Source organism: Porphyromonadaceae bacterium W3.11 (assembly GCA_030434245.1).
Taxonomy (GTDB): domain Bacteria; phylum Bacteroidota; class Bacteroidia; order Bacteroidales; family Porphyromonadaceae; genus Porphyromonas_A.
Map to the genome: position 1 here is coordinate 120,313 of JAUISX010000002.1, position 26,938 is coordinate 147,250.

Annotated in this window: 24 protein-coding genes; 18 read left to right on the forward strand and 6 right to left on the reverse strand. The window is 39.7% G+C overall.

All coding sequences use genetic code 11. The features are described 5' to 3' along the window. Positions 1–725: 725 nt before the first annotated feature. The 3 genes from QYZ87_03115 to QYZ87_03125 are packed head-to-tail and all read left to right on the forward strand — an operon-like array spanning position 726 to position 4,105. Entirely contained in the window at positions 726–1,469 is a 744-nt protein-coding gene (locus QYZ87_03115) for a hypothetical protein (protein ID MDN4753520.1), read from the forward strand. Continuing rightward, positions 1,469–3,241: a hypothetical protein gene (locus tag QYZ87_03120; GenBank protein MDN4753521.1), complete on the forward strand. Its 1,773-nt coding sequence runs from the start codon at positions 1,469–1,471 to the stop codon at positions 3,239–3,241. Before QYZ87_03115 ends, QYZ87_03120 begins: the two co-directional genes overlap by 1 nt. A gap of 27 nt (positions 3,242–3,268) precedes the next feature. Continuing rightward, a complete protein-coding gene (locus tag QYZ87_03125; GenBank protein ID MDN4753522.1) occupies positions 3,269–4,105 on the forward strand; it encodes a GLPGLI family protein in 837 nt (278 codons plus the stop codon). A 286-nt stretch (positions 4,106–4,391) separates the two neighbouring features. Here QYZ87_03125 and QYZ87_03130 read toward each other — a convergent pair whose 3' ends face one another. The 5 genes from QYZ87_03130 to QYZ87_03150 form a co-directional block, all read right to left on the reverse strand. Next, positions 4,392–5,348, reverse strand: a complete 957-nt coding sequence (locus QYZ87_03130; protein ID MDN4753523.1) for a PorV/PorQ family protein — start codon at positions 5,346–5,348, stop codon at positions 4,392–4,394. 90 nt (positions 5,349–5,438) lie between these two features. Continuing rightward, positions 5,439–8,198, reverse strand: a complete 2,760-nt coding sequence (locus QYZ87_03135; protein MDN4753524.1) for a S8 family serine peptidase — start codon at positions 8,196–8,198, stop codon at positions 5,439–5,441. 37 nt (positions 8,199–8,235) lie between these two features. Beyond that, a complete protein-coding gene (locus tag QYZ87_03140; GenBank protein ID MDN4753525.1) occupies positions 8,236–9,843 on the reverse strand; it encodes a BACON domain-containing protein in 1,608 nt (535 codons plus the stop codon). Positions 9,844–9,861: 18 nt separating this feature from the next. Next, complete coding sequence (locus tag QYZ87_03145) at positions 9,862–11,694, reverse strand: Ig-like domain-containing protein (GenBank protein MDN4753526.1); 1,833 nt, start codon at positions 11,692–11,694, stop codon at positions 9,862–9,864. A 100-nt stretch (positions 11,695–11,794) separates the two neighbouring features. Next, positions 11,795–12,658: a helix-turn-helix domain-containing protein gene (locus tag QYZ87_03150; GenBank protein ID MDN4753527.1), complete on the reverse strand. Its 864-nt coding sequence runs from the start codon at positions 12,656–12,658 to the stop codon at positions 11,795–11,797. A gap of 389 nt (positions 12,659–13,047) precedes the next feature. On the opposite strand from QYZ87_03150, the gene QYZ87_03155 reads away from it, so the two are divergent. The 3 genes from QYZ87_03155 to QYZ87_03165 all read left to right on the forward strand — a co-directional run bounded on the left by QYZ87_03155 (position 13,048) and on the right by QYZ87_03165 (position 15,508). Then, a complete protein-coding gene (locus QYZ87_03155) occupies positions 13,048–13,494 on the forward strand; it encodes a metallophosphoesterase (GenBank protein ID MDN4753528.1) in 447 nt (148 codons plus the stop codon). 70 nt (positions 13,495–13,564) lie between these two features. Beyond that, positions 13,565–14,803, forward strand: a complete 1,239-nt coding sequence (locus QYZ87_03160; GenBank protein MDN4753529.1) for an IS4 family transposase — start codon at positions 13,565–13,567, stop codon at positions 14,801–14,803. A 93-nt stretch (positions 14,804–14,896) separates the two neighbouring features. Next, positions 14,897–15,508 (forward strand): metallophosphoesterase family protein, encoded by a 612-nt coding sequence (locus QYZ87_03165; protein MDN4753530.1) that lies wholly within the window; start codon positions 14,897–14,899, stop codon positions 15,506–15,508. A gap of 22 nt (positions 15,509–15,530) precedes the next feature. Here the strand turns inward: QYZ87_03165 and QYZ87_03170 are convergent, their stop codons facing one another. Further along, positions 15,531–16,106 carry a phosphoribosylglycinamide formyltransferase gene (locus QYZ87_03170; protein ID MDN4753531.1) on the reverse strand — a complete coding sequence of 192 codons (576 nt, stop codon included), beginning with the start codon at positions 16,104–16,106 and terminating at the stop codon, positions 15,531–15,533. A gap of 156 nt (positions 16,107–16,262) precedes the next feature. Between QYZ87_03170 and QYZ87_03175 the strand changes: the two genes are divergently transcribed. The 12 genes from QYZ87_03175 to QYZ87_03230 all read left to right on the forward strand — a co-directional run bounded on the left by QYZ87_03175 (position 16,263) and on the right by QYZ87_03230 (position 26,938). Further along, the gene (locus QYZ87_03175) at positions 16,263–16,505 is read left to right on the forward strand and encodes an acyl carrier protein (GenBank protein ID MDN4753532.1); all 243 of its coding nucleotides are present in this window, start codon (positions 16,263–16,265) and stop codon (positions 16,503–16,505) included. 179 nt (positions 16,506–16,684) lie between these two features. Continuing rightward, entirely contained in the window at positions 16,685–17,941 is a 1,257-nt protein-coding gene (gene fabF, locus QYZ87_03180) for a beta-ketoacyl-ACP synthase II (protein ID MDN4753533.1), read from the forward strand. Between the two features lie 93 nt (positions 17,942–18,034). Further along, positions 18,035–18,853 (forward strand): ribonuclease III domain-containing protein, encoded by an 819-nt coding sequence (locus tag QYZ87_03185; GenBank protein MDN4753534.1) that lies wholly within the window; start codon positions 18,035–18,037, stop codon positions 18,851–18,853. Between the two features lie 186 nt (positions 18,854–19,039). After that, positions 19,040–19,960 carry an aspartate carbamoyltransferase gene (pyrB, locus tag QYZ87_03190; GenBank protein MDN4753535.1) on the forward strand — a complete coding sequence of 307 codons (921 nt, stop codon included), beginning with the start codon at positions 19,040–19,042 and terminating at the stop codon, positions 19,958–19,960. Between the two features lie 6 nt (positions 19,961–19,966). Continuing rightward, entirely contained in the window at positions 19,967–20,431 is a 465-nt protein-coding gene (gene pyrI / locus QYZ87_03195) for an aspartate carbamoyltransferase regulatory subunit (GenBank protein ID MDN4753536.1), read from the forward strand. 29 nt (positions 20,432–20,460) lie between these two features. Beyond that, complete coding sequence (locus tag QYZ87_03200) at positions 20,461–21,054, forward strand: LemA family protein (GenBank protein MDN4753537.1); 594 nt, start codon at positions 20,461–20,463, stop codon at positions 21,052–21,054. A 135-nt stretch (positions 21,055–21,189) separates the two neighbouring features. Next, positions 21,190–21,414, forward strand: a complete 225-nt coding sequence (locus tag QYZ87_03205; protein ID MDN4753538.1) for a hypothetical protein — start codon at positions 21,190–21,192, stop codon at positions 21,412–21,414. A gap of 67 nt (positions 21,415–21,481) precedes the next feature. Beyond that, positions 21,482–22,129: an OmpH family outer membrane protein gene (locus QYZ87_03210; protein MDN4753539.1), complete on the forward strand. Its 648-nt coding sequence runs from the start codon at positions 21,482–21,484 to the stop codon at positions 22,127–22,129. Between the two features lie 146 nt (positions 22,130–22,275). After that, complete coding sequence (locus tag QYZ87_03215) at positions 22,276–23,805, forward strand: GH3 auxin-responsive promoter family protein (GenBank protein MDN4753540.1); 1,530 nt, start codon at positions 22,276–22,278, stop codon at positions 23,803–23,805. A gap of 45 nt (positions 23,806–23,850) precedes the next feature. Beyond that, positions 23,851–25,536, forward strand: a complete 1,686-nt coding sequence (locus QYZ87_03220) for a glycosyltransferase family 39 protein (GenBank protein MDN4753541.1) — start codon at positions 23,851–23,853, stop codon at positions 25,534–25,536. Beyond that, on the forward strand, positions 25,533–26,282 hold the full coding sequence (locus QYZ87_03225) for a glycosyltransferase family 2 protein (GenBank protein ID MDN4753542.1): 750 nt from the start codon (positions 25,533–25,535) through the stop codon (positions 26,280–26,282). The genes QYZ87_03220 and QYZ87_03225 overlap by 4 nt, the downstream gene beginning before the upstream one ends. Further along, positions 26,279–26,938, forward strand: a complete 660-nt coding sequence (locus QYZ87_03230; GenBank protein ID MDN4753543.1) for a phosphatase PAP2 family protein — start codon at positions 26,279–26,281, stop codon at positions 26,936–26,938. Before QYZ87_03225 ends, QYZ87_03230 begins: the two co-directional genes overlap by 4 nt.

Below are 26,938 nucleotides of genomic sequence, written 5' to 3' on the forward strand. Positions count from 1 at the left end.
AAAGCCGACATCTATCTTTAAGCTATTTCAAAAAATTGCCTTCCCCTAAAATCGGTTGACCTACGAAAATAGTTGAAGTTATCATCAAAAACTCAAGTCCCTCATTTTAAGATTAAGATCAAGAGTCGACGTAAAAAATGACTGATACTGCGACTTCACCCATAGGCTTTATGGTAAAGACAGAATTAGCAGTAATAGTCATCCTGGAATAAATGCTCTTGCCCTTACTTTTTAAAAGTGCTGATGAGCAGATGATCCATCTTTTCTTGAACAACATTTTTGGTCATATTATAACACTAGACTAGCCTATATCCTTCAAATGCAATATGAGATAGCATGGTTAAGCGGACAAGAAATACATGATATTCTGTCGTTCTTTTAGAAGAAATGCTTTAGTACATTTTTTTCATTTCTTACAAAGTTAGCTCTACTATTTTATACTCAACCTACTGAATCTAAAGAAAAAAAATTCTCTAAAAAATATTTAGATTCAGTAGGTTATGTTCGAACTTCTTTCACTACATTTGCTTAATTAGCAATTATTAACTCATGTGTGACCTATGAAAGAAAGAGGAATAACATAGTTGGAACTCTCTACCCTAATTCGTGGTAATGGGAATATAAGTGATGTTATTCTAAGTGTATTTTTTAATGACTATATGATGTATCTTGGAAAAATAAAATTGTTATTAACGGTATTACTTATTACAATATCAAGTAATCTCGTGGCACAAAGTCCTAGTCATTCTACCATCTCGGGTAATCTTTCCCTTGAGGATGGTGAGATTGTTGTTGGAGCTAATGTATCGGCATTATCGCCTACAGATAGTACTATTATTACTTATTCAATATCTAATATAGACGGAATCTATCGCTTGCAGATACCAAGTGAATATAGCAGGGTGATTATCTCTATTACTTCCCTTATGAGTGAAGATGAGTCTAGAACTATTGAGAACAAAAGTCAGAATCTCAACTTTGTACTCAAAGAAAAAGTGACAGATCTAAGAGAGGTAACTGTGACAGCACCAAAAGTATGGGGGAATAGTGATACGATAAGTTATAGTGTCATACAGCTTAGTAGAGCTAATGATAAGACCATTAGTGATGTGCTCCGAAACATTCCAGGCATAAAAGTAGAAGGCAGTGGATTGATCCGATATCAAGGCAAGCCCATAAGTCAGTTATATATAGAGGGTGTAGATCTTTCACAGGGTAGGTACTCATTGATCTCAGAAAATGTATTAAGCAAGGATATCTCTACCATACAAATTTTGAACAATCACAATCATATTAAGGCATTACAGGGAGTAAGACCTTCTGATGAAGTAGCTCTTAATCTAAAGATGGCAGAGAGTAAGCAAGGGATTTGGGCTTTTAATGGGAGGATTGGGTTAGGCTATGATAATAGCTTTCTGACAAACTCTAAACTTACGACAAGCTATAAACGAGAAACAATCAGCACTTAATGGTTGGCTCTATAGACAATTCTGGTAATCCTGCAGGAAATGAGCTGATGACCTTTGGGAATAATAAAGGAATATCAATGTCGGAGAAACTTAATCCCATTGCAAATATTAGAAAAGGTAGTGAACCTCCTATTACCCGCGAGGCATACCTAGATAATTTCACAGCTTACATCTCTGAGAACAGTAACTTTTCGTTGGGCAATGACTTGCAGTTAAAACTAAATATAGATTATCTCTATGACAAGGAGCTCAGTGAGAGCCTTATGCTATCTAAGTTTTACCGCTCTGCTGGGAAAGAAGCAATCCAATCAAATGAACAGATTAACTCAAATGAAAAGAGACATGAGATTTCGGGAAGTGTAGATCTGGAAAGCAATAAACCTAATAGATACTTCAACAATCATTTCTCTGGACAGTTCGGCAAGATAAATTCCAATGGAATTGTCATGCTTAACAATGAACAAAATGTAATACAGAATCAAGCTATTGATAGTTATCATCTAAAGAATTATACCCATTACTTAACAAAGGAATTTACAATTCCATTTGAGATAAAAAGTGCACATCTATATAGGAAGGGAAAAGAACAGTACGAAGCACAATTGGGCCAGCCAACAAGTGTGGTACAAGATGCTGATCACTCTTTATTTAAGACCGATAATTTTATTACAGTACCAGATATTGGATTAGGGAAAGGATGGAGATATACCCCTGTTATTGCAGTAGCTTATTATAATCAATCAGTATTATTAGAAGAGCAATCTCGCGATGAGATGCTAGAGTCATCTGTGGGTCAATCATTTACTTTCATCGACAATAATACTTCACTGTTTTTCTCTGTGCCTATCTATTATAGATGGAGGAGTTTAGGTAGTCTTAGAGATAAGAGTTGGTCTATAGAGCCAAACCTTAGTCTCAAACAGAGCATAGGATATAAGTGGCAAATAGCACTTGGGGCTGATTATAAGAAGCTCTTTCCCTCTTTGATGGAGATCTACCCAGAAGCTATATACCTGGATTATCGTACTAAGAGAATGGGTGAAACGAAGTTATATCATAGACATCAGATTTCTGCAAATACCAAGGTGGACTATAATAATTTCATGAATCTCTTTTCTGGATATTTTAAGGCAGTCTATCTGTACCAAAATGCACCAGTGTTAAGTTCTTATACCGTTACAGGAGAAAATGACCTAAAGATGAGTCTTTTACCTATCAAAAACGACTTGTCAGTATGGAGCTTGGAGTCAAGTATTAGTAAAGGATTTTCGTGGAAAGGTCTAGGAATAACGATGCTTCTAGGATATAGTAATGTACAGGGGCTAACAGCTTTAAAGGAGGAGATAAAAGACTACACAAATCAATTATCTAATGTCACGACTGAGATTAAGCTTAGTCCTATAAGAAAAGTAATAATTGATTACAAAGTGACTCTAGAAAAAAGCAAATTCAAAATTGCAGGAGAAAACAGTCAGGATAATTTTAGGGCCAATCAAGAGTTCTCACTAGGAGTAGATCTCTTTTCTAGCTTCTTTTGTAACATAGATCTGAACCATACCTATTTGGAGTATCCTGGAGTCAAAAAACATTTTACGCTGCTGGGTGCAAATTTTAGATATAGGCAACCTAAGTGGGATCTAAGCTTTAACGTAAAAAACCTGATGAATACTGAAAATTATACTCTTATTCATCACCACGAGTATGGGAGCTTTATAACCCAATATAAATTGAGACCACGGGCTTTTATGCTTACTCTAGATATAAAGATATAATTATTAACGGCTAATAGAATATTTAACATGAAACGAATTACTTTTTTACTGCCATTATTACTACTTGCTATTACACAAATAACATCAGCACAGACGATGATACCGATTTCACCTCGGAAAGTAAATGTCAGTGACCAGCTCGATAATGAGGTGTACAAAGTGACATACGACCTCTCTTTTGTATCTGATCCGAGTGATCCAAAGTTTATTACAGAGGATGTTATTACACTACAGATTGGTAAGCAGATGCAAAAAGAATATAGCGAGAGCTACTACCAAGCTGATGTAGCAGCTCAGGAAGCGTTGGAATCAGGGAGATTTCCCAAACTGATGGTTAATCCTCTCACAGTTTATGTCCTTTACAAGAACTGGCCCAATAATGGCGACGTAACAGTAGATTATCGCCTTCCTATGAAAGCTCCTGTAATGACATTTAAGGATAAGATGCCTACAACTAACTGGACTATGACCAATGAAGTCAAAGAAATCATTGGATATCGATGTCAGAAAGCGACAACAGAACTTGGCGGACGAATGTGGACGGTGTGGTTTACACAAGAGATTCCCGTCAACGCTGGTCCCTACTTGCTAGAAGGATTACCTGGTTTGATCTTAGAGGCGAAAGATGACGAAGGACACTATCACTACACCTGCACTTCATTTACAAAGAGTGAGAGTAACTCGGAAATAGGGCGTTGGGAATGGGATCAACAAGAAATCACGAAGGATAAGATGAAAGTTCTACTAAAGGAGCTGTATGCTAATCCAGAGCAAACTGCTAAAGCTTTAGGTGCAAGCGTGCATTTTGGTGGGGATGCAATGCTTAATCTACCTTACAATCCTATAGATATAACTTGGAAATAGGTATTGTCATACTGTAATATCCCCCCTTCATAAACACCTATTCATAACATAAAGAACTAAATGAGTAGAAAGAAGGCTAGGGTTCTGCAATTGATCCTATAAATTAAGATGATAATAAGTTTATTCATTCGAACAATTTAAAGTCATTAATAAAAGATAAGTCAAATAAAAAAGTCGGTCTGGGAACTTGATTTTTCCCAGACCGACTTTCTAATTCATTCAAGTCCTATTACTTCCAAAAAGAACGGGAGTAAATATGACTGTAATTTTCTCGACTCATCTCAAATCAGAATGAAAGTGAAAGGCCTAAAGCAATTGTATTCTTAGTGTATTCATTTAGACCGATGTTATAACTTGCATCAAGGACAATAGATGCAATATCTAAGCCAAGACCGATAGTCGCATAATTCACATCCTTCTCAAGATGATTGAAACCAGTACGCACTGAAGCAAAGTTCGCATACGTGTATTCCAAACCAACACCAGCTTGTACCATAGGATATGGAGTAACATATCCGACCTGAGCACTTAGCCCAATAGTATGCATAGAAGCGATTTCGGTACGGGCACGACCACCCAAAGCAATCGTAGAAGGTAAGTTACGATGAGAAACTGCTTCATCATCATTAAGAACCTTACCAAGATTATAGGCCGCAAGTGTCGCTTCAAGATTAGTATCGATAGATCCAAGAGCTACGACATTTGAATACGAAAGTCCTATACCTGCAAATAAGCTATAATTTGCCTTAATAGTATTATCAGCAAGCATTGAAGCCGTAACAAATCCTTTCCATTGATCATTTAGTGCATACGCATAACCTAGGTCAAGAGTGTACTGATTGGTTCTGATATGTTTTTGAGTCTCATTACCAATGTCACTAAGGACCTCTAACTCACCTCCTCGGAGGTAACGTCCACCTAGAAATAAAGCATGCTGCTCACTAAAACGGTAACCAAGACTTGCATTGCCATAAAACTCCCTTGTCATGCCATCAAACTTAGGAAGAATCTGCCCAGATGCATACACCGACCATCTCTTATCCGCATTAAAGAAATATGTGGGATTAGCGTAGATATAGTTCTTAGAACCAGAGACCAGGTGCGTACCTCCCAGAGACTGTGACTTCACATCGGGCTGAATGTCAAACGTGCGGAAGGGGACGCTTCTTTGAGCCATCGCTGTTGCAGAAAGTGCGATAGTGGCTAAGATCATTACTAGGCACTTAAATATATTTTTTTTCATTGTCTTTTATTTTCTACAATAAGCAATGATAGCTAGCCACTCGGCTATAGCAGCACTTATCAGTGACTAGCAATCATCTACTTACTTTGTTTATTTCACAAATACTTGTTCATAACGAGACATATTAGAGGACTCTAATATCAATCTATAAGTATTTTGAGATAGATTACTTACATCTAGTGAGATATGTCCATCTTTTCCTACAGACTTAATACTTTCATCTATAAGAACTCTACCATTCATCGTCACAACCTTAACTCGTGGATCCTTTACTGACTTATTAATAATCAGATTTAGAGTATTCTTAACTGGCATAGGATACACGATGTGAACCGCTGCCTCAGAATCCTTCACCACTCTCACCTTAAACGAAGTCTGGTGCATTCCACCTGCCTTATCGGTAGCTTTGATGTAAACAGTAGCGACACCAGGCTTAACAGGAATGATTGAGAGCATCCCTTCAATAAAGACAGCTGCCTTGATTATTGATTCGTCACTTGAGCGGACCTCAAAGTCAATCCCAATATGACGGTTAAAATCGTAATTACTCTTTAAAGGCAACAAAAACTCTTCCTCATTCTGACCAATCAACAACTGAGAAAAATCTCCTTTTAGTTGAATTGGGATCTGCTCTTCTATTTTAAATGTTATAGACTTGGTTGTCAATCCACCAAATTCATCTTTAGCAAGAAGTTGGAACGTGTAGCGGCCATTCTTCAGTACTGGTCGGATCTGAATCTGCCCTTTCCCATTTTCATGTATTATGGAAACACCAGTGGTCTCACCTTGTAATTCGCATGACACCTTATGTCCATCAGGGTCAGAGGTACTAAAATCTAAGGAAAGACTATTCCTACCAAAGATCACAATCTCCTTAGGCATATTGCTAAAGGTAATAATCGGCACCTGATTCATACGTGTATTAGATTCCACGATATCAGGTTCAGAAAGGTTACCCCATCTATCTTCTGAAACGACAGCAATATAATACTTAGTACTATGCTTAAGTCCAGTAAAGGTATACTCCATCTCTTCACCTGGCTGTGTCACAGTAGCGCGCATCTGAATAGACGTCAACGAACTTAACTTTTCCTTAGTGATAGGCTTATCACTAATGTATAAGTGTTGGTATGTAGGGAGGATATCATCATCATCCTTATTGACGACCCAACTGAAACTGATAGTAGAGTACTCGCTCTCCATTTCAGGATCAATCTCTGGTCTGTCTGGAGCGATATGATGGTCCTTAGCAAATGCTTTCGCTGCATCAATATAGCCTCGACCTAGTCGGCCCGCTTCTCTTGGGTTAAAGGCATCAATATCTTGAGGACGTAAGGCAGTCAGAAGTGATCGCTTAAGGTCCTCATTGGTATAGCCTTGCCCCCCATTCTTACTTACCACAAGAGCAGCAATACCAGATACATGAGGACAAGCCATAGAAGTTCCTTGATAAAATCCATAACTATTATCAGGGATACAACTAAGGATACCAGCATTATTACCATACATATCTATATCACCACCAGGAGCAGTTATATCTACCCAAGGCCCTCTATTGGTAAATGATGAACGATAAAAGTTAGGCCCCATCGCCGCTACAGAAACGACTCTCTCGTAAGCAGCTGGATAGCTCAATCCATCAAAATTATCATTACCTGTAGAAAAAATAACGACACCACCTTTCATAGGTGACCCTGGTAATTGATGTCCCGAACTATCAGTACCAGCATTGTCGATAAAATAGTCAATCGCATCCTTAAGAATTTGTCCCATCTCTACATTTGGAGCATAACCCCATGAGTTCTGAGCTATCACAGCACCATTATCAGCCGCGAAAACAAATGCTCTCTCTGGATGGCTACCAGTTCGCTGTCCCTTCGGACGAGTATCGATAGCAAGACAAGCCATAATACGGACTCCAGTATTAGGGTTCCCATCACCACCAGCGACACCAGCGACACCAATATTATTATTATTTCTAGCAGCAACAGTCCCAGCTACGTGTGTGCCATGATTACCACGTCTTCCGTTTTCAACGAAGTTAGCCCCGTGAAGGTCTTCGATGTATGCCCCATAGAAATTCTCTTGCTTGATTGGAAGGTTTGGTTTTTTATTGACCCAAAGGTTTTCCACTAAATCCTCGTGCTTATAGTCCACACCATCATCGATAACAGCGACAATAACGTTTGGCTTTCCTGTCTCAATCTTCCACGCTTCGAAAAGATTAATATCGGCACCTGCTACAGCACCTGGAGCAGAACCATCATTATTGTAGTGCCACTGTAAACCCAAACGAGGGTCATTAAATGGGAGGTCTGTAGCCTCTAGCGGTTTCATTCCATTCAATGTAGATGGAATGACAGGAGTTATAGTATAATTTTCGAGCTCCACCTCGTATGCTGGCTCTACGACCTCAAACTCCTTCAGGGTAGAAAACGTTCTCATCGCAGTAGCGACATCTTTGTTCTCTTCATACGTCACGACATACCATCTGTCTAATCCATATCTCTTATGACGCTCCTCGAAACGAGGGTCAGTAGGGAAGACCCTCTCTACATTAGTAACCCCTACACGCTTAGCAGCTAATTCGATGTCTGAGGACACCGCCGAAAAGGTATGGATATCAATATCCCCACCATTATTCTTCAGTGATTCAGCTGTTTCGGCATCCATTTTGACATAAAGAATGCCAGGTGTAACGAGTCCATCTAATGCGTTCGGCCTCAACATATCTGATCTATTGTCAGCATGCTCTTCTTGAGACACGAGGGGATCCTCGATGAGTGTCTCTTTAGAACAAGCTGTAAAGAAGACCAGTGCGAATATTGCACTTATAAGATATTTTTTCATTTTATATAAATCTAGAATGTTCATCATATCACATTACTTATCTGTAGATATTCAACGCACGGTTAGCGTTCGCAAGAGCAATTGCCTGGCTTTCTTTATCATTACTATCTATAGCCACATAAAAGTTCAGTGCCATGTGACTCTCTCCAGTTGTTTGCTCTACCAATGCTAGCATTAATACAAGCTTCGTCTCCATATTAAAATAAGTAATCCACTCTCTGCCTGCTGAGAATTTACGAGACTGGTATTCAAAGCCTTCAGCCTTCAACTTATCAGCAAATTCTCTAGTTACATTAAGCTTTCCATCAGAATTTTTCCACAAACCGAGAGATGTATCCGTATAGATATCCATTTTCTGACTTAGTTTACCAATGTAAGGAGCTAGAGTTTCCTCAAAGAAATAGAGCGTTACGAGATGGCTATTCTCATTCGTCAAGGAAGAGAACTGTGCACTCGCAATGATATTTGGATTCTTCGTCCCTCTAGTCCTGGCGGCTTCAACTTCGATAGTACCACCCTTACTCTCTTCCCATGCCTTGACTTCAAAGAAGTCTGCGACATTCAGCAAGCTAGTATTACGGTATGGGAACTTCACAAATGTAGGCATATCTCCAGACTGAACTTCGCTCATCTCATAAGTGAGTTCTGTAAACTTCTTACTAGGATTGACCTGTACGATAAGAGTAGCGGCATAATAGTATGTAGAATAATCATAGATTTTCTCTACAACCCCCTTAACAATATTCTTACTAACAAACTTGAAGCCTTTTGAAATAAGGAAGTTATGAAAATCTTCAGATTCTCCGTACTCATCTCCGACAGTATAAAGTCTGAAGAAAGAATACATATCTTTGCCATTCATAAACTCGTATCCTGCCTTTGAATTACGTCCATCATTTGCCTCAAACTCGAAAATAAAACCAGTCTTTTTCTCATTTGGAATACCCTGGATATAAAACATCCCTTTATCCTTAGCATCCTGTAAGACATCTGACTTGGTAATGTGTTTTGAAGGAAGATATGGCAGGATATAAGCATCCTTTCCGTCCTGCGTCACGATAACTTCGACTATAGAGGTAGGAGTGTTTATATAAAACTTACCTATTCTCTTGACCAAAGAATTGTTCTCAAGTGCTTTGACCAAAATCGTTTTTTCAGCCCTAAGAACAGTGAACCAATCGTACTGTTCACTACCTTCAATACTCCAATCATCACCGCCACGGAGGACTTTGATCACATCTTCTCCGCCCTTTTGCTTGAGAGAAACATTTTGATGTGAAAGTTCCAATCCATCTTTTGTAGCGGCCTGACTAATAATAATTTCCTTTGATACACCATTGGCCTCAATAAAAATCCTTGCCTCTCTTTCACGGAAAGATTTATTCGCCTGTGCTGATATAAGCAAATTATTAGAGTTCTTCACGAGCTTCAACCAATCGGATGACGCTGGCTTACTTGCATTCCATGAGGAAGCATTCGTCTTAACCTCAATAACCCTATTATCAGAGTCATTTGAGAGGGTAAGGACTTCCTCAGAAAGTTCGATATAAATTTCTTTGTCTTGCTCTAGCACTGAGTCTCTCAGACAGCTTGTAAAAGCTATCATGAGAAGACCAGTAAGAGCATATATAAATATTCGTTTCATCTGACTAATACAAAATTATTAGTTTGCTGCTGGAGTTGTAAACTGATGTAGGATTGGGTCTGTACAGAAGCCCTTCTCTTTGTCAAAACCAATAATCAACAAGTAGTAATCATACTTTGGTTTTCTATCAGGGAATGTCTGATCATCTATACTCATGTCACCTTTTCTAATGATATAGTCTATATCTACATACTTAATATCACCTTCGATACATTTCATAAACATCGTTTCTAGAGGATCGTTCCCGTCTATCAGCTCTCCACTTTCTTTCTTTTTAACGTAGTAATCTACATAGCTCTTCTTCTGAACTGTTATGTAGTAACCATCTTCGTTAGTGGTAGTTATCTTTCCAAAAATAGCCTTTGGCTCTATCTTTTCCTGAGTGAACTTAATCTCATTGCTTGATTTGGTACTCTTAGCTGTACGGAATGAATATTCAATAATTGGAGACGCAAGCTCTCTTGTTTCTTTATCAACTGCATAGTAACAAAGAATATATTCAGTATTTGGCATTCCCACTTTCCCTCGTTCTAAAAGATTGGAAGTGATCGTCCCATGATGAATATCACTCTGGAATGCTTGATCACCGGCATAATCCCAAAATGCTCGGTCTGCTTTGTATTTAGAACCATGCAAAGATACGATATCATCATAAACCTTCTTAGTCATCACATCCCAAGTATATACAATATCATCACTAGATGGCTTAATAGTAAAGACTGCATTAAGAGGCTTAACCTCGCTCAACTCTACAGTAAAGTCGTCTTTGGTCAATGCTTTGTCAACGGTCACGTTACAGATAGCCTCCTTATCCCCTACGCTAGCTATGATCTTAGTCTCGCCCTCACCAACAGCTTTCACTTGACCAAACTTAGATACGGTTGCGATCTCGTCATTCTCACTTCTCCATTTGATCTGATTGAGGTATTCAACAGGCTCAACGGTAGCTACCAATGTAGCAGATTGATTTTCCTTCAGTGATAACTCATTCTTATCAAGTGTCAGGCTTTTGACAACGATGGTCTTCTTTGTAACCTCTACAGTACACTCATCCTTAAGCTCGCCATAACTAACAGTAATTTTTGTGGTCCCCTCTTTAACACCTGTAACCTTACCGTTCACAACTTTAGCAATATCAGCATGTTCTGATGCCCAGTTAAGCTTTACATTCTCAGGGTCATTAGACTCTACATTAACTTTTAGGTCAATAGATGTCCCTTCTTCTACAGTAACTTTAGACTCTGCAAATTTCAAAGATGTAACTTCAATAGGCTGAGGTACGACGTTTACTGTAATAGAAGCTTTAATATCTCCCGAGGACGCCGTAATCATAGCACTACCAACTTTTACGCCTACTACTTTACCATTACTAACTTTTGCAACGTCCTGATTACTAGAGTTCCACTCTATCTGATCAGTTGTATTCTCAGGCGTTAGCATTAATGACAGCATCATGCTTGCTCCCACTTGTACTTCGACCTCTTTTTCAGAGAACTCAATCTTTTCAAGCGGAACATTGAGTGAACTTACACGTACCAAACAAGTGGCAAAAGCAGCTCCAGTTTTCGCTGTTACTGTTGTCTCTCCTTCTTGGATCGCTGTGATCTCACCCATTTCTGAAACAGATGCGATTGTATTATCACTCACGAACCACTGAATTGAATAGTCCTTTATATTAATTGGGGAAACGGCTACCTCTAATTTAGTCTTGCTCCCTTCCTTTAGAGTTACAATGCTATTATTAAGCTGGATAGACTCTACTTTAATAGCGACCTCCTCTTCAGGAGTACACATGGTGAATGCCAATAGTGCAGCCACTAGTGAAAACAAGTGGAATAGATTTCTTTTCATGTCATTAAGTTCTTTGTTGTTAAATATTTCAGTTTTTATGTTCTACTTTTATTATTCTATAAGCCACAGAAATCAAAGTGAATAGATGCGATTATATAGGTCATGAGTGCATTACTCTATCTTCCATAATATTAATTGAGTCATCCTCAATTGGCTTTGACATTTCCCAATATGCTTCAAAAGCCATTTTTATAAGTGTATTCATACCTTTATGCTCGATAACCAATGCCGTAAGATTCTGGCGTAGCAGTGTAGGATCATCCATGAATATCATCGTGTATTTATCGTCAAAAAGACTAAGTTTGACGGGGAGCGATGAAATATATCTAGCCTCTACACCTATTTCTTTATCCTTTTTCAAAGCGAAGCCAAAACTATGATTTTGCTCTAATGAGTCATCAATCTCATATATAGACATCGCTTTAACGCCTCTTGAAATCAACTCTTTACTAATCTCTGCTCCTGCATTAATATCTTCCTCCGACATAGCCAAGGGACCTTTAGTAAACTCAAGCAGTTCATATTCAGCTGTATCCCGAAGCTGTCTATATCTTGTCACGATCTCTTTGGGACCTCTTAACATTTCCACAAAATCATAATCCTTTAACCGCTCTGAACTATTATCAAAAATAGGAGATAATATTTTGCTGATCTGATTATTGATCCCCTTAATTTCTTCTAATCTTTTTTCTTCTGAAAAAAGAAGGTTACCTAATGCTATCTTAGGGTGAACAGCGTAATAAACATTACCCTCTGCATCGTCACTTTTCTCTTTACAGAACCCCTTTCTAATTAGAGAATTCAGAACCTCATAGACTTTTGTACGTGGCACATCGGTAAACCGTGGGATGGCCCCTGCTGTCATTGAACGAACTCCAACCAATACCTGATAGACCTTAGCCTCACGCTCAGTCAATCCAACTTTCATCAAATCAAATTGAACGTCTAAATCAGCACTTTGCATAGTAAATCCTTTTAGTAAAAACACCTGTTACCCCAACCAAGAGTAACTGAACCGTTGCATATATATACATAATATTTTATTTACAAAATCCGACCAAAATTTTAACGTTTTAATCGGCTAAATAATTTTGAGAGCTCAGGTAGAAATTAAAAATAATAAAGATAGGAATTTAGAAATCTGTTAGCTCTAATCGACGGTAGATTCGTCTCATTAGACCAATAAAAATGTATTCTTTATCCCTAAATATAATGAACGATAAATTACAGTGGTTGTATAGTAAGCAGAACGAGAACACATCAAATTTACATCAATGTAAGCTGCTGTTAACATGGATAAATTAAATTTGTCAAGACAACAAATTCTCACAACTTGTTTAGTTAATTTAGATCATGCAAAAAGAGAACTACAGAAATTCAATTTCTCCACTATTATTTTTCTTGCTCATCGTCTTTTCATCATTTGCAAAAGCAGAGGCTCAGAAAGTGGAACTATCATTCAGAGCTAATGGTAAATTCAAAATTGTTCAATTTACAGACGTTCATTGGGATCCTCAAAAAACCGAGACCCAGGAAGCCTCAGAAACAATGTGCCATATTTTAGACGAAGAAAAGCCTGATCTTATCATTTATACAGGCGACATTATCACAGGAAGTCCTATCTCAGAAGCAATAGACTCAGTCTTTATGATCGCAGAAAGACGACATATTCCATTTGCGTACACGTTTGGGAATCATGATGATGAGAGTGATATGACGCGTCAAGAAATATTTGAGGCCCTAAAAAAGTTTGAATACAATCATTGCTGTCCGGGGAAGTTTTTTTGTGGCAATAGATAAGGGCTGATTCCAACTTGTGGAGTCAGCCCTTTGGGTTAAATTTGCATTGACATTCTATTTACATTTAACCATGAGTAAAAGTACACATTTTATCGGACAGCCGCTCTATTCTCAGATCACAAAGAATATTGATAAGTCAAGAGTTCTTCGAATTAGCAAGGAACTTGGAGGCGAACGTTACATTAAGAGTTTTGATGCATGGACACACCTCGTTGTGATGCTCTATGCCATCCTCAATCGATTTGATTCACTACGCGAGATCACTGTCTCCATGCAATCTGAAGCAAGAAAGCTCAGTCATTTAGGAATTGCAAATATCGCATGTAAGAGTACTCTCTCAGACGCAAATAGAAGACGTCCAGAGGAAGTTTTTGGAGCAATCTATAGGGGCTTATACGCCCGATACCATCATCTTCTTTCATCGGACAGCCGGCAACGTAGAGGAGGAAATATGCCTAAATGGTTTAACCAACTTAAAATTATTGATTCCACCACAATAACTCTCTTCTCCAACATCGTTTTCAAAGGTGTTGGAAGACATCCCAAGATTGGGAAGAAGAAAGGCGGAGTGAAAGTACACACTGTTATCCATGCAAATGAAGGTGTTCCCGCCGATGTCCGCTTCACTTCAGCAGCCACTCATGACTCCTTTATGCTCATACCATCACATCTATCGAAGGGTGATATCATTGCGATGGATCGTGCTTATATCAACTATGCTAAGTTTGAGGAGATGACGCAGAGAGGGGTTATCTACGTCACTAAGATGAAGAAAAACTTGGTGTACAAGGTGGAGAAGGACACTATTTATCAAACGGAACACGAGGGAATGGAGGTTCGTGTGCAACAGGTGACCTTCAAAAAGGAGTTACAGAAAGGAGAAGCGATTAAGCATCGAGCTCGTATCATCACGTACGCTGACGTACAGAAACACCGCCTCATTTCGCTACTGACGAATGATTTGACGTCAGATCCTAATGAAATCATCAAGATCTATAAAGAGAGATGGGCTATAGAGTTGCTCTTCAAGCAATTGAAACAGAACTTTCCTCTTAGATACTTCTACGGAGAGAGTGCCAATGCAATCAAGATCCAAGTTTGGGTAACCTTGATAGCCAATCTGTTACTGATGATAATGAAACAGCGATTGGATCGGTCCTGGAGTTTCTCTGGTCTTGCTACAATGGTCAGAATAACTTTAATGTATTACGTCAACTTCTATAGTCTCTTTAATTATCCCGAAAAAGACTGGGAAAAGTGTCTAAAAGATGCCTCGGAACCACCCAAAATGGCAACTCTTTTTGACTGAGGGGGCTTGGAATTCAAAATAATGAGGCTCAACCGCATAAAATCAGCGATTGAGCCCCCTCATTATACCCATTTCCGAATTCCTCGGACAGCAATGGAATACAATATAACCACAACCACCAAAGGTATTTCTGGAATCACCAATTATATCATCGAACTAAAGGGTCACGAAAGTAGTAACAATGAAGCACTCATATACATTATTGATAGCCATGCCTACTCTTCCTTGCAGGACAGAGGTATTACTGGGTATGATTGGATCAAACAGGATCAGGTAGCATGGTATCTAAAAGAAAGCAAACAATACACTGAACTAAATAAGGGAAAACCATTACCTGCATTAGCATTCTTTCATATCCCAATTCCTGAGTACAACATTGTAGCAAATGATGAGTCATACAAGCTTTCTGGTCATCGTCTAGAAAAACCATGTGCACCAATAATCAACACTGGATTAGGTGCTGCAATGCTTATCTCGGGAGATGTCATGGCTACCAGTGTGGGACATGATCATGTGAATGATTATGTATCCGATTACTATGGGTTAAAACTCATATATGGTAGGAGTACTGGAGGCAAGCTCACCTATGGGAACATACCTGGAGGGCAGGGAGCAAGAGTCTTCGAACTCACTGAAGGATTGCACTCATTTAACACATGGATAGTGCTAAAAGATGGTACTATCATCAGCGAATTGACCCTCTAAAAAACAACGTCAGGATATTAAATCAGTTTGAATTAAGCCAACGCTCAATTGTTGGAGCAAAGTACTTGTGCTCCAACACATGCACTTTATTGGCAATATCCTCAGGAGTATCGGTATCCTCAATAGAAACTTTTGCTTGAAACAGAGTCTTACCCTTGTCATATTCCTGATCAATAACATGAATGGTAATACCTGTCTCACGTTCACCAGACTGTTTCACCGCTTGATGCACATTCATCCCGTACATTCCCTTTCCTCCATATTTAGGTAGAAGTGCAGGATGAATGTTGACAATCCTTTCGGGATAAGCTTCTAACAAGAAAGTGGGAACCAATCGAAGATAACCAGCTAAGACGATGGCATCTACGGAGTATGTATCAAGCAACCCTAATAGATACTCTTTATCATTCAATTGCTGCTTGGACATGTAGAAACATGGTATGCCAAACTTTTTAGAGCGCTCTCTTACATAAGCATTCTTTTGGTCTGTTATAACACAAGCCACAACAATATCTGAAGGCTTTTTATCTAGAAAATAACGTGTTATAGCCTCCATGTTCGTCCCTCCTCCCGATGCGAAAATAGCCAGTTTTTTCATCAAATATATGTTAAATTAGCACAACCACCCTTGCAATGTGCATTAATTATGTATCTTTGTTACGCAATTATTCGAGCTTCGAGATAAAGATAACTATAATTGTAGGAAATTTGAAACAAGACACTATTATAAAACGTACAAATTTAGAAAAGTATTATGGCAAATATCGATGTTGCAGCTAAAGTAAAAGAAATTATCGTTGATAAGCTAGGCGTTGACGAAAGCGAAGTAACCAATGAGGCAAGCTTTACAAATGACCTTGGTGCAGACTCTCTAGACACAGTAGAGCTAATCATGGAATTTGAAAAAGTATTTGATATCAAGATCGAAGATGAGCAGTCTCAGTCTATTCAGACTGTAGGTGATGCTATCAGTCATATTGAGGCAGCTGTAAAGTAAACCAAACTCGCTATTAAAGCGAAAACAAAACAAGTACACGACCATAATAAGGTGTGGGTACAACAGGAAAATGGGGCTATAGCAACGACCAACTGGCACTTGTCGGGGGTGCGTGCTATAGCCTCTTTTGAAAGAGAACGCAGAATCGACAGATTTAGACACAAATAGAAGAAAGAGATATGGAACTTAAAAGAGTTGTAGTAACAGGGCTAGGAGCTATCACACCGCTGGGTAATGATGTGCCGACAACATGGGAAGCACTCAAGACTGGAAAAAGCGGGGCTGGAATGATCACACGATTTGACGCCTCGAAATTCAAGACCCAATTCGCTTGCGAAGTAAAAGACTTCGACCCTAAAACTCTGTTTGACAGGAAAACGGCTCGGAAATACGACCTCTTTACAATGTACGCATTGGTCAGTGCGGCTGAAGCTATAAACGATTCTGGAATTGACCTTGAGAAAATAGATAAAAATCGTGCTGGTGTTATTTACACTAGTGGTGTTGGGGGATTGAAAACTTTTGAAGAAGAGATTCTAGGTTATGATGAAGAAAGGGGACCTCGCTTTAATCCTTTCTTTATTCCTAAAATGATTGCAGACATGGCAGCAGGCCACATCAGTATGCAATATGGCTTTCATGGTCCTAACTATGCTACGCTTTCAGCATGTGCCTCAGGGACCAATGCTATGATTGACGCCTACCATTTAATTCAGCTAGGAAAGGCGGACATGATCGTTACTGGTGGTGCAGAAGCAGCTGTAACCATTAGCGGCGTGGGTGGCTTTAACGCAATGATGGCACTTTCAACTAGAAATGATAGCCCCGAAACTGCATCCAGGCCATTTAGTGCTAGTCGCGATGGCTTTGTAATTGGAGAAGGCTCTGCGACCATCATTCTCGAGGACTACGACCACGCTGTAGCTCGTGGAGCAAAGATTTATGCCGAGCTAGTAGGCACTGGACTCTCAGCTGATGCCTACCACCTCACAGCCTCTCACCCAGAAGGGTTAGGAGCTAAATTAGTGATGAAAAATGCACTTGAGGATGCCAACTTACGTCCTGAAGATATTGATTACATCAATGTTCATGGAACATCTACTCCAGTTGGCGACATTAGCGAAGTCAAAGCCATCAAGGATGTATTTGGGGAACACGCATACAAGCTCAATATCAGCTCCACAAAATCGATGACAGGTCACCTACTAGGAGCTGCTGGTGCCCTCGAAGCGGTGGCATGTATTCTAGCCATTAGAGATGGAGTAGTTCCACCAACTATCAACCATGAAGAAGGGGACAATGACCCAGACATTGATTATAACATGAACTTCACCTTTAATAAAATGCAAAAGAGGGAAATCAATATAGCCCTCTCTAACACATTTGGATTTGGTGGTCATAACGCTTCAGTCATCTTTAAGAAATTCAGTAAATAAGACTGACTAAGTAACAAATATAAGACATAGCCCCCTGGAGAATTTTCAGAAATAGAAATACTCTAGGGGGTTTAATAAATAAGACATAAATCTATGCTTGTGTCAAAAAAACTCACCCACTTCATAGCTTACGCCCTAAAATGGTTGCCAATACGCAAGGTTAAGGAAAAACCGACTCAAGGGAATAGACTGGAGAAGAATGATGATCCTCTAACAGCGTTCTTAGAGCACTTAATCGGATACACAATTAACCATCAAGATCTATATCGACAAGCACTTACTCACAAATCGTACGATAACGTCGACGCACTGTCGAGTAATGAGAGACTTGAATACCTGGGAGACTCTGTGATCAGTTGTGCCGTAGGGCATGCTCTTTATGAACTATACCCAAATGAAAGTGAAGGAACTCTCACAAGCATCCGATCTTTCATCGTCAATAGAAATCATCTAAATACGGTAGCTGAAAGAATAGGACTTGACACCGTACTATATGCCGACGATAGTATAGATCTGAAGAATAGCGACCTACTCGGGAATGCTCTTGAAGCTCTCGTAGGAGCGATATATCTAGACTTGGGATTTGATATAGCTTCCAAGTTTGTACGAAGTAGGCTCATTGTCTCAAAAAGCAATCTAAAGGTTATTTCAAAAAAGGAGGAGGACTATAAAACGGAATTCATCATCTTAATGCAGAAACATAAGATAAGATTCAATTTTGCCCACATTGATTCCCATCTCGAAAAAGGTCAAGGGATCATACATCGTTGTGCACTATTGATAGGTCCAGACGAAGTAAGCATAGCTACCGGCATCGGGACATCCAAGAAGATTGCTCACCAAAATGCAGCCAAGGATGCTTTGAGGATACTCAATAAGCAACCTCAGCTACTGGAAAAATACTCCGTGTAAACAATAAAAATAGGCGTTCCATCATTTTTGGACGCCTATTTTTTCATCCCAACGAACTGATTCCATTGAAGGCTAAGAAACACTTCCATGTGACACTCATAATATATATAAAGTTAACCCAATGAATACATGATGAAAATCGTATATTTGTTATCAAAAAGTAGCTGTTATTTTAAATAAAAGGATATGAACAATTTAAGCTTATACAGCATTAAGCAATTAAATGCCAAAGAGATTCTAGAGATCCTTGATGTAGCAGAGCGTTTCGAAAAGCGACCCAACAGGGATTTCCTAAATGGAATGGTCGCAGCAACGCTTTTTTTCGAACCCTCTACTCGTACCCGACTGAGCTTTGAGACAGCTGTTAATCGTCTTGGCGGTAAGGTTATTGGTTTCTCGGATGCAAAAGTGTCTAGCACTTCAAAAGGCGAAAGCCTCAATGACACCATACAGATCGTCAGTAACTATGCCGACATCATCATCATGAGACATCACCTAGAGGGTGCCGCATTGTATGCAACCGAGGTGACTAATGTACCCATCATCAATGCAGGTGATGGTGCTAATCAACACCCGTCTCAAACCCTATTAGATCTCTACTCTATCCGTAAAACACAAGGCTCACTCCAGGATCTTCACATCACTATGGTGGGCGACCTTAAATACGGAAGGACGGTACATTCACTTATCGAGGGGATGCACCACTTCTCACCAAAATTCTCGTTTATAGCACCTCAGCAACTAGAGTTACCAAGAGAGTATCGAGAATTATGCGATGAATATGGGATAGAAACAGACTACTCAAGGGAATTGACTAATGACGTCATAAAAAAGAGTGACATCATATACATGACTCGTGTCCAAAGAGAACGATTCACAGATGATGAAGATTATAAAGCAATTAAAGACAGCTTCATTTTGGACCTTCCACTATTAGAGGGGGCGAAAGAAAACATGAGAATACTTCATCCACTCCCTAGGGTCAATGAAATCCACATAGATGTGGATAAGACACCACACGCATATTACTTTACACAAGCACAAAATGGGCTTTACGTGAGAGAGGCAATGATTTGCAGAGCATTAGGAATTGAAGTTAAGGATTAAAAAGTCATGGCAAATATAGAAAAAGGCGAACTGAAAGTACCAGCCATCAAGGATGGCTCCGTTATTGATCATATCCCAGTAGAGAAGGTAGAGCCTGTCGTTAGGCTCCTAGATCTTTTTGATCTTCCATACCCCATTACCATTGGCCGAAATTTCCGGAGTAGAAAACTTGAAAGAAAAGGCATCATCAAGGTGGAAAAAAAGCATTTTACTCCAGAAGAAGTAAATAAACTGGCACTGGTAGCACCAGAGGTTGTCATCAATGTCATCAAAGACTATGAGGTGGTAAAAAAAATAAATGTATCTCTCCCAGATAGACTACATAGCATCGTGAAGTGCCCCAACCCAAAGTGCATCACGAATAACGAACCTATGGAAAGTGACTTTTCTGTACTCGATAAAAAGAAAGGTATCTTACAGTGCAAATACTGTAATAGAAAAATCGAAAGAGGAGAGGTGAAATTAAAGTAATCAAATTAATAAAAGAGAAAATTAAGATCATGAAAAAAGGAACAGTAATAACGATCATCATAGTAATCGTTGTCGTGCTTTTGGGTGCAAGATATGGCATCTCTTCAAACAACAAAATGGTAACCCTTGAAGAGGGTGTAAACGCCTCTTGGAGTCAAGTCGAAAATGTGTACCAAAGACGCTCCGACCTCATTCCGAATCTCGTTAATACCGTTAAGGGGTACGCCGAACACGAGCAGGAAACCCTTACAGGGGTAGTCGAAGCCCGTGCCAAAGCTACTCAGGTAAACATTGACCCTAATAATCTTTCACCCGAAGCTCTTCAGCAGTTCAACCAAGCACAGGGCAATCTAACTCAGGCACTTGGTAAACTCATGGTAGTCGTAGAGCGTTATCCTGATCTTAAAGCCAATACCAACTTTCAAGAGCTACAGCGTCAATTAGAAACAACAGAAGATCAAATAGCTACAACGAGGGCTTTCTTTAATGATACTGTGCAAGGTTATAACACTTATATCCGCCGTTTCCCTCGTAATATTGTCGCTTCTATTCTGGGTTTCTCTAAGAAGGCCTATTTTGAAGCTCTTCCTGGATCGGAAACAGCTCCTGAAGTACAGTTTTAAGAGCATACGCCTCATAACCCATTTTTAGAATATCTGAATTCCAGAAGAATTTAGATATTCTAAAAATGGGTTAAACCCTTTGCTATTGAGGGAAAAAGGCTTACCTTTGAGGACAAATTTATAAGTCCAAGATTTATGACTCAGACATTATTACTGACACTTACCATTGTAGCTATAGTTATTTTACTACTCGGTGTACGTGTTTTTTTTACAAAAAGGTGGGGCTTTCCTAGCAGTCATGTGGATGACAATAAAAAGCTTACAGACATGGGGTTAAGCTGTCATCGGCATCAACACCATCTCGCCCAAACAGAGGAGAATCTCTTTGACCGAATAGCAAAAGAGGAAAGAGTAGAATAAAGATTGTCACACAAAACATTTATAAAAGCAGCAAGGAAACTTGCTATGGATTGTAATACATAAAAAAATGAAGAATACCAATACTATTATCTCGGCCATCTTGGCAATAGCAGTAGTGATCCTTTTTATCCTACACTTTTCGGGGAATAAAAAAGGTGCTAATAATGCAACTCACGCTGGAACAATGACAGAAGGTGTAGAAATGTCGGCCCAAATGCCTATTGCATACGTCAACATTGACAGCCTTCTTACCAACTACACCTACGCCGTGGAATTACGGGATCAGCTAATGCGTAAAATGGAGTCTAGCCAAGCTACACTTAATCAACAGGCTCGTGCTCTAGAAAAAGAGATGCAGGAATTCCAACGTAAGATTGAGAACAATGCCTTTTTTGATCAAAGCAGAGCACAACGTGAGCAAGAACGCATCCTTAAGAAGCAACAAGAATTTCAAGTCAATAGCCAGAAACTTCAGGCAGAGCTAATGCAGGAAGAAGCTGACATGAACACAAAACTGAGGGATGCCATTATGGATCACGTGAAGAAATATAATACCGAGATTGGTAAGTTCCAAGTCATTTTCTCTAATGCAGGTGGTGATAACATCTTATATGCTGAAAAGGCTTACGACATTACCAGTGCTGTAACAAAGTACTTGAACGACAATTACAGCAGCAATGAAGAGCCACTAGTCAATACGAAAGAAGATAAATAATCCTATTGCACTTAAAGGGCTATACCAAAGTATGAGCCTTACTGAGATTGGATATAAGAAGAGCTTTGTATATGTGATAGATACTGTATCTATCACTACACAAAGTTCTTTCATTAAATACAAAAACGATTAGGCGTCATCAGAACATGGATATAAAAACAGCTATAGCCAAGAAAATAGCCGATAGGAGAAGGCGACAGCTTGAGGGCTATCGTACTGATGCACATAATATTCAGCTTGAGCAACTTGAAAAAATATCCAAGACTCTTGCTCGCACCAAGTACGGTGCAGAGATAGGGATTAACTCTCGGACCACATACGGAAGATATGCCAAGAAAGTACCCATTGTTAAGTACGAAGACATTGCACCTCGCATTCAGCAAATGCTACTTGGGGAACGTCATATTCTCACAGATGAACGCACGTCATGGTTCTCTAAAAGTGGTGGAACGACCAACGCCAAGAGCAAATACATTCCCACCAATCCTCGACATCTCAACCAATGCCATTTCAAAGGTGGGTTAGACTCCATACTCATTTATCTACTCAATCATCCAGAAAGCAACATCCTTGGACACAAGGCGTTTGCTCTTGCTGGAACGTATGATACAAGCATCCATAAAGACAGGACTATACACACTGGGGACCTTTCAGCTGTGCTTCTGATGAAGATGCCCTCTTTTGGTCGGTTGCTACGAGTTCCGGATATTGATATAGTGCTATATCCTGAATGGGAACGGAAGTTAGACCTCATTACAGATGCTATCATCCAAGAAGATATCAGTAATATCTCAGGCGTACCTAGTTGGATGCTTTCTGTTATGAAAGAATTACTTAGGAAGAGTGGCAAGCAGACTATAAGAGAGATTTGGCCCAACCTAGAAGTTTTTTTTCACGGAGGAATTGCTTTCACACCGTACGAGAAGGAGTACCGAAAGATACTTGGCGAAGGGGTAAATTACATGGAGACCTATAATGCCTCAGAAGGGTTCTTCGGCATACAAGATGACCCAGCCGATCGATCTATGCTCCTAATGCTTGACTATGGCGTCTTCTACGAATTCATCCCCATGGATCAGTATGATGAGGACCATCTCCAAGACTGCCCTACCGTACCTCTTTCAGGCATAGAGCTTGGGAAAAACTATGCAATGATCATCAGCAACCTTGGTGGCTTATATCGTTATGTCATTGGAGACACCATCAGCTTTACCAATGATAGCCCTTATAAGTTTATCATCACAGGGCGTACTAAGAGTTTCATTAATGCTTTTGGAGAAGAACTGATGGTAACAAATGCTGATGAGGCCTTCGCACGACTCAATGAGGAGTTCAACTGCAAGATACGCGAATATACAGCAGGACCTGTCTTTCTTAGTGAGAAAGGCAAGGGCTATCATCACTGGGTCTTTGAGTGGGAAGAAGCACCGAACGAGATGTCTATTTTTGCAAAACGATTTGATGAAGTATTACAGGAACTCAATTCGGATTACGAGGCAAAGAGGTACAAAGACTTTTCGCTACAGCCTCCAGTAATTGACGTTGTACCAAAAGGCACCTTCTACAAATGGATGAAAGAAAAAGGCAAACTCGGAGGACAACACAAGGTAATCCGACTCTCAAAGAATGACGATATAGTTCAGGAAGTCCTAACCACTGCAAAACTCCAGAAGTAAGCTTAACTCACTTTAAAATGAGCTGAATGCTAGTTCACATTGCTTATGAACCCTAAGAATCATATTTTCACACCCCTTCTCATCACCTTCTTTGGACTACTCCTCTTTACCTCAGGGCTAGGTGGGGTACATCTTTTCGACTGGGATGAGATCAATTTTGCTGAATCTGCACGAGAGATGCTAAAGACGGGGGATTATCTAAATGTTCAGATTAACTTCAACACTTTTTGGGAGAAGCCCCCTCTATTTATATGGATGCAGGCACTCTCTATGAAGATCTTTGGAGTCAATGAATTTGCGGCACGCTTTCCAAATGCTATCGCGGGAGTAGTGACACTCGTCGTTCTTTTCCTTATTGGCAAGCATTGGAAGTCATACTCATTTGGGATCACCTGGACGTTACTATACGCCTGCTCCTTCCTCCCATTTTTCTACTTTAAGTCAGGTATTATAGACCCTTGGTTCAACCTCTTTATATTTTTAGGCATCTACTTTATGATGTCCTATACAGCCCCCAAACATCAAGGCAATAGGATGTTACAAGCCTTACTGTCTGCCGTATTCTTAGGGTTAGCTACATTGACCAAAGGACCAGCGGGATTCCTTATCTTTCTTCTCACATTTGGGATCTATATACTCACAGCAAAAGTGCGGATATCTAGCTTTAGATGGAAGGATGTAATCGTTTTCATCATCGCTTTTGCACTAATTGGCGGCCTGTGGTTTATCTTCCAGATACTTAGTGGACACAAAGACATTATATGGGACTTCATCGTCTATCAAATTAGATTGGTCAGACAACAGGATGCTGGACATGGAGGGTTTCCATTCTATCACTTCATCATCCTATTCTTTGGCGTCTTCCCAGCTTCAGTCTTTGCAATACCAACAATGAGACGAAGAATATTACAAAAGGAGGACGACCAAAACATCGCCCACTTTTTCAGATGGATGATGATTACCCTCTGGGTGGTACTAATACTTTTTTCAATCATTCAGACCAAGATTGTACACTACTCATCCATGTGCTACTTCCCTATCACATTCTTAGCAGCGTGGTATATTCAGAAGTGGAGAGAGGGGAAACTGGAGCCTGGTAAGATCATCGACACTCTACTCTTAGTCATCTCCATCCCCGTAGGACTAGCTACCATTGCCATCCCATTTATTGATTCATTCAAGATACATCTAATCCCTTACATCAAAGACGACTTCGCGGTACAAAACCTCCAAGCCACATCACATTGGTATGGCTTTGAGTGGCTTTTTGGCATCATACTCATCATAGCGGTGATTTTATTTATTGTTTACAAAAAGCGTAAGCCACTGAAGTCCCTTATTTTCCTTCTGAGTGGTTCACTACTCTTCATATACTTAGGAGTGCTCTTTTTTCCAAAACAGATAGAGGCCTATAGCCAAAGGGCTGTGATAGAATTTTTGAAAGAGAAAGAAGGCGAAGATTGCTATATACACTCTGTTTATAAGAGCTATGCCATCTACTTCTACCCTAAGCGACAACCTCAAAATAATATTGATGATGTTGACTACCTCTTAAGTGGTCAGATAGACAAACCAGTATATATTGTTACTTGGAATGTCCCAAGAGATCTCGAGTATCTGGAAAAGAATACGAGAGATTTGGTACCACTTTACCAAAAAAACGGATACGCCTTCTTTGCTCGTTATCCCCAAAAAGAAATGTCAAGAACGAAAAAGAATATAGATTTATGATTAATGGTAAGAAAATTATTGTAGTAATGCCAGCATATAATGCTGAGCAAACATTGGAGCAGACTTATGATGAAATCCCATTTGATATCGTTGATGAGGTCATCCTAACAGATGACTCCAGTAGCGACCGTACAGTACAGAAGGCATATGCCCTCGGGATCAAGGAGGTCATCAAACACGAACATAATCGTGGCTACGGCGGTAACCAAAAGAGCTGTTACAATAGAGCCCTAGAGCTAGGAGCCGATATCGTCATTATGGTTCACCCCGACTACCAATATACTCCGATGCTGATTCATTCCATGGCCTACATGATAGCTAACGACGTATATCCTGTAGCCTTAGCATCACGTATCTTAGGGAAGGGAGCATTAAAAGGGGGAATGCCCATGATCAAGTATATATCCAATAGATTCCTTACCTTCTTTGAAAATGTCTTTCTCTGCCAGAAGCTATCCGAATACCATACAGGCTACAGAGCGTTCTCTGCCGAGGTGCTAAAAAGTATTGATTACAACGTCAACTCGGATGATTTTATCTTTGATAACCAGATGCTGGCACAGATTTTCTACGCAGGTTATGAAATCGGAGAGATGACTTGTCCTACAAAGTATTTTGAAGAAGCCTCCTCCATTAACCTCAAGAGAAGCTTTATCTACGGTTTTGGCGTTTTAGGCGTCTCCATAAAGTATAGACTTAATAAGTGGGGACTCATGAAATCTAAAATATTTAAGAAGAAGAAATGAGACAGAAAGACTACTCATATCTCCTATGGTTCTTCATCCCTTACTTTATCTACGTTACTGTTCTCTTAGTGACAATACTGATGACAGACAAAGGGATGTTACACCTGACGATGAATCAGTACCACACCCCATTTCTCGACTCATTCTTCAGATACTATACTGAGTTAGGTGCGTCCTTACCCTTTGTGATAGCCATTGGATATTTATTTTATAAGGTCGGCTCATCATTATACATCCTAGTCACACTTGGCATCAATGCACTCGTCACAAATGGACTCAAACTAGTATTCAGAGAGCCACGTCCTATAGTATACTTTCAGCTATTCTATCCCGACCACTCACTACCATTAGTGGAGGGCGTTAAGGTGTATAGTCACAATGGCTTTCCCTCAGGTCATACCTCTGCTGCTTTCGCTTTAATGATCTGCATTGTCCTAATGTCTAAGCGTAAGGATATCGCCTTAATAGCGTTTATCCTAGCAGCATTACTAGGGTTTTCGAGAGTCTATCTATCTCAGCACTTCACTGAAGATGTCCTTTTCGGCTCAGCGGTAGGCATCTCTGTAGGTCTAATACTTTATACCCTATACCATAGATACGTAGAAAAGAAGCAAGGATGCCTTCGAATGCCTATCACTAAAGTATTAAAGCGATAA

Bases quoted from the DNA above. Each gene is read 5' to 3' on its own strand.
- QYZ87_03120 (MDN4753521.1), top strand. From the start codon at position 1,469: ATGGTTGGCTCTATAGACAATTCTGGTAATCCTGCAGGAAATGAGCTG.
- QYZ87_03125 (MDN4753522.1), top strand. From the start codon at position 3,269: ATGAAACGAATTACTTTTTTACTGCCATTATTACTACTTGCTATTACA.
- QYZ87_03130 (MDN4753523.1), bottom strand. From the start codon at position 5,348: ATGAAAAAAAATATATTTAAGTGCCTAGTAATGATCTTAGCCACTATC.
- QYZ87_03135 (MDN4753524.1), bottom strand. From the start codon at position 8,198: ATGAAAAAATATCTTATAAGTGCAATATTCGCACTGGTCTTCTTTACA.
- QYZ87_03140 (MDN4753525.1), bottom strand. From the start codon at position 9,843: ATGAAACGAATATTTATATATGCTCTTACTGGTCTTCTCATGATAGCT.
- QYZ87_03145 (MDN4753526.1), bottom strand. From the start codon at position 11,694: ATGAAAAGAAATCTATTCCACTTGTTTTCACTAGTGGCTGCACTATTG.
- QYZ87_03150 (MDN4753527.1), bottom strand. From the start codon at position 12,658: ATGCAAAGTGCTGATTTAGACGTTCAATTTGATTTGATGAAAGTTGGA.
- QYZ87_03155 (MDN4753528.1), top strand. From the start codon at position 13,048: ATGCAAAAAGAGAACTACAGAAATTCAATTTCTCCACTATTATTTTTC.
- QYZ87_03160 (MDN4753529.1), top strand. From the start codon at position 13,565: ATGAGTAAAAGTACACATTTTATCGGACAGCCGCTCTATTCTCAGATC.
- QYZ87_03165 (MDN4753530.1), top strand. From the start codon at position 14,897: ATGGAATACAATATAACCACAACCACCAAAGGTATTTCTGGAATCACC.
- QYZ87_03170 (MDN4753531.1), bottom strand. From the start codon at position 16,106: ATGAAAAAACTGGCTATTTTCGCATCGGGAGGAGGGACGAACATGGAG.
- QYZ87_03175 (MDN4753532.1), top strand. From the start codon at position 16,263: ATGGCAAATATCGATGTTGCAGCTAAAGTAAAAGAAATTATCGTTGAT.
- fabF (MDN4753533.1), top strand. From the start codon at position 16,685: ATGGAACTTAAAAGAGTTGTAGTAACAGGGCTAGGAGCTATCACACCG.
- QYZ87_03185 (MDN4753534.1), top strand. From the start codon at position 18,035: ATGCTTGTGTCAAAAAAACTCACCCACTTCATAGCTTACGCCCTAAAA.
- pyrB (MDN4753535.1), top strand. From the start codon at position 19,040: ATGAACAATTTAAGCTTATACAGCATTAAGCAATTAAATGCCAAAGAG.
- pyrI (MDN4753536.1), top strand. From the start codon at position 19,967: ATGGCAAATATAGAAAAAGGCGAACTGAAAGTACCAGCCATCAAGGAT.
- QYZ87_03200 (MDN4753537.1), top strand. From the start codon at position 20,461: ATGAAAAAAGGAACAGTAATAACGATCATCATAGTAATCGTTGTCGTG.
- QYZ87_03205 (MDN4753538.1), top strand. From the start codon at position 21,190: ATGACTCAGACATTATTACTGACACTTACCATTGTAGCTATAGTTATT.
- QYZ87_03210 (MDN4753539.1), top strand. From the start codon at position 21,482: ATGAAGAATACCAATACTATTATCTCGGCCATCTTGGCAATAGCAGTA.
- QYZ87_03215 (MDN4753540.1), top strand. From the start codon at position 22,276: ATGGATATAAAAACAGCTATAGCCAAGAAAATAGCCGATAGGAGAAGG.
- QYZ87_03220 (MDN4753541.1), top strand. From the start codon at position 23,851: ATGAACCCTAAGAATCATATTTTCACACCCCTTCTCATCACCTTCTTT.
- QYZ87_03225 (MDN4753542.1), top strand. From the start codon at position 25,533: ATGATTAATGGTAAGAAAATTATTGTAGTAATGCCAGCATATAATGCT.
- QYZ87_03230 (MDN4753543.1), top strand. From the start codon at position 26,279: ATGAGACAGAAAGACTACTCATATCTCCTATGGTTCTTCATCCCTTAC.